Raw genomic sequence first — 9252 nt, 5'->3', positions numbered from 1 at the left:
TACCTGTCACCAATAGCTATGGAGCAGCAGGCGGCTTGATCACCGTAACCGGTGTCCGGAAATACTTGACCAGAACAAGGCCGCACCTACAAGGTTTTGTGTGTGCCGGGAGATGGGCTCAGCGCTCACGCATGAAGAAGCCGGCAACGAATTTGCGGAAGGTTTCCAGGCTCTTGAAGTCGGCGTAACGCTTGAAGTTTTCGGTATCCGGTTCGGGGCCGATTGGCTGCTCCAGCAACGATACCGACAACACCCGGTCCTGGTCCGAAGTCATTACCAGTTCATCCATCACCTGGCCGCCGATCACCGGGCGGCGCATCTGTACTTTCACACCTTTGCCGGCCATCCAGTCGACCAGCGATACCAGGGCCTTGAGCGGCTCGCGTTCTTCGTCGCGATACACCGGGAACAGGTGGGCGCGGGACAGCACCGGTACGCTGGCGACATGGATCAGCTCGTAGAAATGGCTGCCGGCACTGGTCGGCGAGTACAGCGCCAAGGCCAGCAACGGCCCGGCGGTACGGTTGCCGCCCCAGTACAGGTGGTGGCCCTGGAAGTCGAAGCCGTCTTCACTGCGGTTGTTGAACAGCTTGCGCCCTTTGATCTGGTCCACGCAGTCCAGCAGCAGGCCGTGGCGGCGGTGGTTGCCGAACACCGTGGCTTCGCGCAGGCGGGACTTGAGCATCATCATGTGCTTCATGTCCAGGCGGGTTTCCAGGTAGTTGCTGGCGGGCACCCGTTCCAGCAGCGGATAGCGGCTGGCAACGCTGCGCAACTCGGCAAACTGCCCGGTCAGGTCCTTTTTCAGGTGCGTGGCATACAGGTTCAGGCCGCTGGTCTCGATCCAGGTCAGCAACAGTGACAGCAGGCGCTGCTGGTCGCGTCGCTCGCTGCCATCGCCGCCGGCACCGGCGGTGCCGCTGCGAAAATCGCCGATCAGGCGCAACGGTGTGTCAGGCGGCAGCCAGGCAGCGGGTGGCGCGGGGTCGTTCTCGCGCTCGGCCGCTTCCCGCTCGTTCTTGGTGAACGGGCAGCCGGGCGCGTGTTCGGCAGTACCCGGGTTGTTCTTGAGAAACAGCGTACCGGTGCTGCCGTTGAGGGTGACATTGAGTACCGGCAAGGCGTCGTTGCGGCAGTCGCAGGCCAGCCACTGGTTGGCGTTGCGCACCTTCATCAGCAACTGGTTGGCTTGCAGCAGGCGCGGGCCGGCGAGGCTGCCGGTGGCAAAGCCGACCAGCAGCTCCTCTTCTGCAGGGGTCAGGCTACGGACCTGTGCGGCGGTTTTGTCGATGATTCGCATGAAGCAGCTCCCAGCTACGAGCCCCAAGCTTCAAGCAAAGTCGCGCCGCTTTCAACTTACCGCTCAGTTGCCACCGAACATCTTCGCCGCGCGGGTGCGAATTTCGTCGGGGGTCAGGTCCTCTTTGTGGGTGGAAACGAACCAGATATTGCCGAACGGGTCTTTCAGGGTGCCGCTGCGGTCACCGTAGAACTGGTCGGTCAAGGGATGCAACTGGGTCCCGCCGGCGGCCAGGGCCTGGGCGTAGACCTTGTCGCAGTCTTCGACATACAGGTGCAGGCCCACGCCTGTGCCGCTGAGCTTCTGGCTGGCGGTGAGGCCGCCTTCCATGTCGCAAGGGTCGCCCAGCATCAGCGACGAATCACCGATTTTCAGCTCGGCATGGCCAACGCGGCCGCCAGGGGCATCGAGGCGGAACATTTCCACTGCGCCAAAGGCCTTCTTGTAGAACTCGATGGCCTTGGCGGCGTCGTTGATGGCCAGGTAGGGCGTGATGCTGTGCTGGCCTTCGGGGATGGGTTTGGCTGCCATGTTCGACTCTCCTTGGAAGGGGGCGCCGGTTGGCGCCCTGTTGCTTAGAGTCGTTTGCGCGGATGGAAAATCGACAGGGGTGATAGACCGATTCTCTATAAGCGCGGCGGTCAGAAGATGTAGTCGGTGGTCAGGAAGCTCGACTGCCGGTTGCGAATGATCTCGCTGATCAGTTCCTTGTTGGCCTCCTGGAAGCGCGTTGCGACCAAGGTGCGGATCGAGAACACACGCAGGGCGTCGTGTACCGACAGGGTGCCTTCGGCGCTGTTCTTGCGGCCGTTGAACGGGTAAGTGTCGGGGCCGCGCTGGCATTGCGCGTTGATGTTGATGCGCCCGACCTGGTTGGCGAAGATGTCGACCAGGCTGCCGATGGTCGCCGGGTCATTGCCGAACAGGCTAAGTTGCTGGCCGTAGTCGGAGTCCAGTACATAGTCGATCACCGTCTGCAGGTCGCGGTAGGGCACTACCGGCACCAGCGGGCCGAACTGCTCCTCGTGGTACACGCGCATGTCGCTCTTCACCGGGTACAGCACGGCCGGGTAGAAGAACGAGCCACGGCTGTGCCCACCACCTTCGTTGAGCACGCGTGCGCCCTTGGCAGTTGCGTCGGCGACCAGGCCGTCGAGGTAGTCGACCTTGCCGGGCTCGGGCAGCGGCGTCAGGGCAACGCCTGGCTCCCAAGGCATGCCGGGCTTGAGCGCGGCCAGCTTGCGCTGGAACTTGTCGAGGAAGGCATCGACCACGTCCTCGTGGACGAACAGGATCTTCAGCGCCGTGCAGCGTTGGCCATTGAACGACAGCGCACCGGTGACGGCCTCTTCGACGGCGTTGTCGAGGTCCACCTGGGGCAGCACGATGCCCGGGTTCTTGGCATCCAGCCCCAGCGCGGCGCGCAGCCGGTGCGGGCGCGGGTGCAGCTTCTTCAGGTCGCTGGCGGCCTTGTGCGTGCCGATGAAGGCGAACACATCGACTTTGCCGCTGGCCATCAGCGCGCTCACCGTTTCCCGGCCACGGCCGTAGATGACGTTGATCACCCCCGGCGGGAAGCTGTCACGGAAGGCCTCGAGCAACGGCCGAATCAGCAGCACGCCGAACTTGGCCGGCTTGAACACCACGGTGTTGCCCATGATCAGCGCCGGGATCAGCGTGGTGAAGGTTTCGTTCAGTGGGTAGTTGTATGGCCCCATGCACAGGGCCACGCCCAGTGGTGCACGGCGGATCTGGCCCAGCGTGCCCTGTTCCAGCTCGAAGCGGCTGGAACGGCGGTCGAGGTCCTTGAGGGCGTTGATGGTGTCGACGATGTAGTCGCAGGTGCGGTCGAATTCCTTTTCCGAATCCTTGAGGTTCTTGCCGATCTCCCACATCAGCAGCTTGACCACGGCCTGGCGCTGTTCACGCATGCGCGCCAGGAAGGTCTCGACGTGCTGGATGCGCTCGGCCACGCGCATGTTCGGCCAGGCGCCACGGCCTTTGTCGTAGGCCTGCACGGCGGCATCGAGGGCGGTGAGCGCGGTGTCGGCATCGAGCAGTGGGGCGCTGCCCAGCACTACCTGATGTTCATCGTTACCTTCCTTGAGCCAGACCGGGCTGCGCACCGTGGCCAGGGGGCCGTCCCAGCGCCTGAGCTCGCCGTTCACCAGATAGTCGCGTTGTTCCAGGGGGGCTTCCAGGCGCCAGGTTTCCGGGATGTTCTCGGCGCTGGGGAAGAGTGAATCGAGCAGACGGTCCATGGGTACTGCACCTCACATTGCTGGGCGGGTTTCAAGCCGGGTGAATCGCTTCAGCTGCGAGCATGCACCGGCCGCCGGAAAAACACCAGTCTGGCTTAACCTGGCCGCAAATGCCTGCCTGTTGTGCAGGCAGACACCCGGGGGCGGTCAAAGCGGGAGGTTGAACAGGTCGTACGGTGGGTGCGTCAACCATTGCTGACGCAGGGCGGGGTCTGCCTCGATCAGGGCCAGGCGCCGCCAGAACTCTGCACGGGCTTGCCTTGGGTGGGACAGGAACGGTTCAAGTTCAAGCAAGGGCCTGAGGTCGCGCCGATACTGCAGCGGCAAACGCTGCCACAGGGCCAGTTCGGCCGGGCCGGTCTGTTCGAAGAATTCCAGGTAGTCACCTTCACACACCAGCAGGTCCACCTGATGCACGGTGTTGTAGGCCTCGATCTGCGCGAGCACAGGTTCGCCCAGCCATTCGCTTTCCAGGCGCAGGGCGTTTGCGACTGGCCGTGGCAGGTTGAAGTCGTCTGGCAGCCGCAGCAGCTGGTTGTCGCCAATGTCCAGGATGATGGGCTCGATCATCTGGTCCAGGCCTTGCGGCAATTCGCTGAGCGCACAGTCGTTCAGGAACAGCGTCCTCAAAAAGGCCAGGCCGCGCAGGTCCGGGGCCTGCAGCAGCGGGTTGCCCGAAAGGTCCAGCACGTTGAGGCCGGTGCAGCGGTTCAGTGCCTGCTGAGCCTGGCTACTCCAGGTAATGCGGTTGCCTTCCATATCCAGCCAGGCGAGGTGCTCAGGGTTACCCAGGCGGGGCACGGTGTCGAACCGGCAGTCGGCCAGCAGCAGGCGATTGAGGTTGGGGAAGCGCTCGTAGAACTCGGCCGGCAACTGGCTGAGCGAACGGTTGTAGCTGAGTGACAGGTGCTGCACATGGGTGAAGTCGTCTGGCAAGGCCAGGCTGGCCAAGTCCTGGTTGTCCAGCTCCAGGCCGGACAGGTCCAGGCTGTGCAGGCTGCCACCCCCTTCAAGCGCTACGGTCGACAGCCGCCGCCAGGCGTTGAGGATGGGGCGGATGGCCAGGTGCCGCTGGTGCGGGCGCTGCGGATCGGGCAGGGCCCATTCATGCAGGTCGCGGCGCAAAGTATCCAGACGCTGCTGCAGGTCGTGCAGCCGCTGTGTGGGTGAGCGAATGTCATCGACGTACGGGTTGTCCTCGTCGTTGCCGAGCCAGTTTTCGAATTCCCAGTCGGTGGCGTCGGGGAACAAGCGCCGATAGGCCCCGGCCAGCGAGCCTGCCAGGCGCGGCTGAGGCGGTTCGGGGTCAAGCGGCCGACCGCCGCGCAAGCCGCCCATGGGCTTGCGCAGCAGCGCGCGGTGACCCCAGAGGCGTTGGGCCAGTGTCTGTCTGTGCAGGTCGACCCAACCCAGTACGCGCTGGCGTAGCGAGCTGCCATCGGCCGTCGGGATACCCAGCGTATCGCGATGCGAGCGTGGCAGTGCCTGCTCTATGGCACGGCAGAGGTCCGGATCACGCGGTCCAGGTGCAGGGCGCTCGCCCCGGTCTACTTCATAGCCTTCGGCCGATCTGATCACGCGGAGCAGGGTGCTGGTCTGGTCGCTGCCGACATGCTCCAGCAAAGGGCCTTGGGGGCTTGCGCCATGCAGCTCCAGGCGCAGGTCCGCAGGCCAGTCGGGCATGGCATCCAGGGCGCTGAACAGCAGGCGTTCGCTGTCGCTGCTGGCCCGGGCTGGCTGAAGCACGCCCTCCAGGGCGCGAACCAGGGGCAGCTCGCTGTATACCTGTTCCAGTGCCTGGCGAACCTGAATGGGTAGCTGACCCTGCTGTTGCCAGGCGAGCGATTCAACCTCGCCCAGCGGTGCCAGCAAACGCGTGGCCAGGGCAGGGGAAAGCCCCGGATAGGCAGCGAGCAGTTTCTGCGTTGACGGGGTGGTGAGCGCACTGCCGTTGTAGAGGCGCTCGAACAGGCCCGGCGGGGCCTTGTCGGCCAACGCCTCGACCTCGGCCTGTGCCGCCATGCGTTGCAGGGCATCGAGCAACAGCGCGGGTGTTGCTCGGCCTTCCAGGTGCACCCGGCGCAACTGCACGGCGTCGATGCCGCAGAGGCGGCCGGCTTGCGTCAGCTGTTCTGGCGTGAAAGCGGCATATGCAGGGCCGAGACGGCGCGCCAGCTTCGCGAATGGCCACTGGCCGGGCTGTTCATGCTGGCCGCGCCAGGCACCTTGGGCATTGTGCGTCAGCGGTGGCTGCCAGGCGTCGGGCGTGTCGGGGTGAATGACCCGCCATTGCTGCAGGTCGTGATCGAAGCGTTGTTCGAAGACCTGGCCGTCCATGCGGATGAAATACCGGCCCTGATACAGGTACTGGCCAAGTGCATTGGGCTGCAGGGTTTCGGGCAGTGTCACGGCACTGCGGTAGGGGGTGAGGTCTTCATTCCAGAGCCGGTAGCGCCCGTCGTTGCCACGTACTTGCTGCAGGCTTTCCATCAACGGGCTGTTGAACAGCTTGGGCACGACCTTGCCCGCTGCCACGACCCCTCCGATCAGGGCCAGGTTCAGGCCGACCGCCTCCAGGTGGCGCAGCGCCAGGTGACGGTCGCCTTCATGCCAGGCCTGGTAGCCCTCGAAGGCCTCGCCGAGCAGTTGGCAGGCAGTGACGGCCAGCATCAGGGTGCCTGCACCCGGAATGAAGAACGCGGCAATACCGAGTGCATCCAGGCCAAGGCTTTCCCATTCCTCCAGGCGCCTGGTTCGCGCGTTGGCATCGGCCATTGCTGTCGGGACCGCCAGCAGGCTGGCTTCGTGCTTGAGGCGGGCCAGGTGCAGGTCCTGGTAGTGGCCGAAAGGCTCGGCCGTGATGGCCACGCGTGTGGGGCGCAGGTCCGCTTGCACTGCGCGCTGCCACGGGCGGTCAAAGGCCGTGTTGCCCGTGGCGTCGAGGTTCTGCTGCAACAGGTCGAGAAAGTGCGTGCGTTGGTCCTGCCTGATGTAGGCCGTGAAGGCTTGGCGGGCATCGGGCTCCAGCAGCAAGGTCGCCAGCGTGTCGTGTACCGCGTCCAGGTTGCTGCATTGACGCAGGGCCGGGTCATGGCCGGGCAGGTACAGCGCCAGCCCGGCACTGCCGGCATCGATCAGCATGACCTCGTGCAGGGGCGTGCCGAACAGCGCCAGTTGCCAGCACCCCACGGCGCCATCCTGCAACAGTTGTTCGACCTGATCGCGGGTGCTGCCGTCAAGCAGGTGCCGCAGATAGGCAAGGTCGGCCGCCAGGCGCAGGCGGTCTTTCTGCACCCTGATGGCCAAGGCTCGGGTAGCGGGCTGGGCAAGGTGTTGTTCCAGGTGGGCCTGGTAAGCCTCACCCAGGTCCAGGTCACGGCACTGTGTGGCGAAAGCGGCCGGCTCAAGTGGCAGCCGTTCCATCTGATAGTGCTCCGACTGCAATGGAAAGTGCGCGACGGGTGATTGCATGCCGAAGGGGGCGGAGCCTTGCACCAGAATCGGCGTCACCTGAATGTTATCGCCCAGGGCAATGGCACTTTCAGCGGTGAACACCTCGTCGCTGGCGAAGTTCTGCAGGGCGGCCTGTAGCAGGTTGTCGCGGCGATGGCGGTAAAGATAGCGCAGGGCGGCCCAGTGCCAGCTGCGCTCGACCCGCAGCAGTTGGCTATTGCGCAGCGGCGCGTGAAAGCCTTGTTCGGCAAGACGCCGTTGCAGCAATGGCTCGGCGAATTCAGTGATCTGTTTCAGGCCTTTGAGCGAGCCGGCCAAGGCTGCTTGCGCCTGCATCAGGCGCGCCTGGCTGGCATGCACTGTTTCACGCAGGTCGGGGGCAGCATTGGCGAACCAGTCCTGCGCCTTCCACGGGGCGATCTGGGTTCGCTTCAACGCGGCCCATTGATTGGGCGTTACCTGGCGTGCCCAGTGCGGCAGCTGCGCCTCGAGCAAGGGTTGATGAGGGTTGATGGCTGGCATGTCGATGCTCCTTTCATGCAAAGAGGGGGCATCAAACGGCATTTATCGATAGCCAAGTGGTAATGGGGTAACGCGGTTGGATATATGGCCTGCGGTTGTCTGCTGATTCCGTGACAAGCGTGTAGTATCCAGGCGCATGGCAGCGGCGAGCGGGGTGAGGGATGATCGAAGTATCACGGTTCTGGCGCGACCCGGCGTTGCCCTTCGTCGAAGCCCGGCGGGTAGGGGACGGGCGCCAGGTGTGCTACGCCGCGCATTCCCACGAGAGCTTTTCCATCGGGGTGATCACGGGTGGGCGCAGCACCTACCTGTACGGTGACCAGTGCATCGAGGTGGCGGCTGGTGCCACGGTATTGATGAACCCAGGCGTGGTGCACGCCTGCAACCCCATCGCCGGGGAGCCATGGTCCTACCTGATGTTGTTCGTTGACATGCCCTGGTTGCAGGCACTGGGGTTTGCCTTGCCGGCCCAGGCCTGGAGTAGCTCGCCGGTATTGTACCGGTGCCTGTTGCAGGCCTTTGCCGACCTGTTTGACGCCAGCGTGCCGGACCGCGAAGGCCGCCTGGCGGCACTGTTTGGCGCACTGCCGGGCATGCTTGGCGGTAATGCCAGTGTGAACGACGAGGGCAACCCGCGACTGGACGCGGCGGCAGCGTTCATACGCGCCCATCGTGGCGACCCGCTGAGCCTGGACGACATCTGCGCGGCCTGCGGCCTGTCGCGTTCCTACCTGATTCGCGCGTTCCGCCAACGCTTCGGCCTGACGCCGCATGGCTACCTGATCGACCAGCGCGTGCAGCTGGCCAGGGCGCAACTGCGCCAGGGCCGGGCAATCGCCGAAGTTGCGCAGGAGGCCGGGTTTGCCGACCAGGCGCACCTGCAGCGGGCCTTCAAGCAGCACCTGGCGGCGACGCCGGGGCATTACCGCAATGCATTCGGCTGAATTGCCATTTTGACTGTGATGGCCCTATCGCCGGCAAGCCAGCTCCTACAGGTACAGCTCAGGTCTTGAGGGCAGCGACAGGGCTGGTGCAGCTAGCCTTGAATGACCAGATAAACCGCGCTGCCCACTAGCAGCACCGCCAAGCCCCGATTCAGCAGGCGCATGTGCCGTGGGTTGCCCAGGTACTGGCGAACCACGCTCCCGGCCCAGGCCCAGCTGGCCACCGAAATGAAACAGATTGGCCCGTAGATCCAGGCAAACAGCCACAGCAACTGCTGCTCGCCGCCGGTGTAGGCGCCAACCCCGGCCACCGCTGCCAGCCATGCCTTGGGGTTGAGCCATTGCATTGCCGCGCCGTGCCAGGCCGAGGGGGCCTGGGCGGGATGGGCGCTGCCCAGCTGCCCATCGTCGCTGGCCAGCTTCCATGCCATGTACAGCAGGAACGCCACGCCGCCCCAGTGCAACAGCAGGCCCAGCAAAGGCCAGCGCAGCAACAACTGATGCAGGCCCAGCCCGACCAGCACCAGCAACAGGCAGAAGCCCAGCGTGGCGCCAGCCACATGCGCCAGGCTGGCACGCAGGCCATGGCGGGCACCGCTGCCCAGCGCAACGATGTTGACCGGGCCGGGGGAGATCGAGGCCGCCAGTGCGAAAGCGGCCATGGAAAGGGACAGGCTCATGAAGGGATCCGTTTGGGTTGAGGGTGGCCTCCATGCTCGGGCATCGACAGCCTGCGGTATTGAAGAAAAGTACCTCACGCCCGGCCAGCGCA

At 64.7% G+C, this 9252-nt stretch carries 6 protein-coding genes; 1 reads left to right on the top strand and 5 read right to left on the bottom strand.

Annotated elements, in window-relative coordinates:
- Positions 1-118: 118 nt before the first annotated feature.
- From ACGLHT_RS26100 to ACGLHT_RS26085, 4 genes are all read right to left on the bottom strand, one after another.
- Positions 119-1300, bottom strand: a complete 1182-nt coding sequence (locus ACGLHT_RS26100; protein WP_274120598.1) for a hypothetical protein — start codon at positions 1298-1300, stop codon at positions 119-121.
- 63 nt (positions 1301-1363) lie between these two features.
- The gene (locus tag ACGLHT_RS26095; protein ID WP_274120597.1) at positions 1364-1831 is read right to left on the bottom strand and encodes a VOC family protein; all 468 of its coding nucleotides are present in this window, start codon (positions 1829-1831) and stop codon (positions 1364-1366) included.
- A gap of 110 nt (positions 1832-1941) precedes the next feature.
- The gene (locus tag ACGLHT_RS26090) at positions 1942-3561 is read right to left on the bottom strand and encodes an NADP-dependent glyceraldehyde-3-phosphate dehydrogenase (protein ID WP_025339338.1); all 1620 of its coding nucleotides are present in this window, start codon (positions 3559-3561) and stop codon (positions 1942-1944) included.
- Between the two features lie 147 nt (positions 3562-3708).
- A complete protein-coding gene (locus ACGLHT_RS26085) occupies positions 3709-7536 on the bottom strand; it encodes a leucine-rich repeat domain-containing protein (RefSeq protein ID WP_137164117.1) in 3828 nt (1275 codons plus the stop codon).
- A gap of 161 nt (positions 7537-7697) precedes the next feature.
- On the opposite strand from ACGLHT_RS26085, the gene ACGLHT_RS26080 reads away from it, so the two are divergent.
- Entirely contained in the window at positions 7698-8480 is a 783-nt protein-coding gene (locus ACGLHT_RS26080; RefSeq protein ID WP_025339336.1) for an AraC family transcriptional regulator, read from the top strand.
- Positions 8481-8572: 92 nt separating this feature from the next.
- On the opposite strand, the gene ACGLHT_RS26075 is transcribed toward ACGLHT_RS26080, so the two are convergent.
- Positions 8573-9160, bottom strand: coding sequence for a LysE family translocator (locus tag ACGLHT_RS26075; RefSeq protein WP_025339335.1), 588 nt, complete (start codon positions 9158-9160; stop codon positions 8573-8575).
- Positions 9161-9252 lie beyond the last annotated feature (92 nt).

The sequence above is a fragment of the Pseudomonas sp. PsB genome (assembly GCF_043658375.1).
GTDB classification, from domain to species: Bacteria; Pseudomonadota; Gammaproteobacteria; order Pseudomonadales; family Pseudomonadaceae; genus Aquipseudomonas; species Aquipseudomonas putida_Z.
This window is presented reverse-complemented; position numbering and strand designations above follow the sequence as displayed.